The organism is Klebsiella sp. HN106 (assembly GCF_051209435.1).
Classification (GTDB): domain Bacteria; phylum Pseudomonadota; class Gammaproteobacteria; order Enterobacterales; family Enterobacteriaceae; genus Klebsiella; species Klebsiella oxytoca.
Window position 1 is genome coordinate 1 of record NZ_JBLURD010000218.1, and the last position, 301, is coordinate 301.

The following is a 301-nucleotide window of genomic DNA, read 5'->3' on the forward strand; positions in this document are numbered from 1 at the left end:
GGCAGCAGGACGACCTGCCGGCAGAGCTGGAGCCGTATATTTCGGTCGTAGAACACTTCAACCGTAACGGCCAGCTGCGCTACTACCCGGGCTCGCCGCTGATTGCCCGCCAGCTGCTGCGCGAGCAGGACAGCCTGCAGATGACCGAGCTGCACCCGAGCGACTTCCCGCTGCTGCGCGCTGAATTCCAGAAAGACAGCCGCGCGCGCGTCGATAAAGCCGATGGCTACCAGCAGCTGAAAGCCAAGCTGCCGCCGGTATCGCGCCGCGGTTTGATTCTGATCGACCCGCCGTACGAAAT

1 protein-coding gene is annotated in these 301 nt (G+C 63.5%); it reads left to right on the plus strand.

Features of this window, described 5'->3' with window-relative positions; genetic code table 11:
• On the plus strand, nt 1-301 hold a 301-nt coding region (gene rlmJ, locus ACSIPU_RS31000; RefSeq protein WP_435322533.1), incomplete at both ends, for a 23S rRNA (adenine(2030)-N(6))-methyltransferase RlmJ.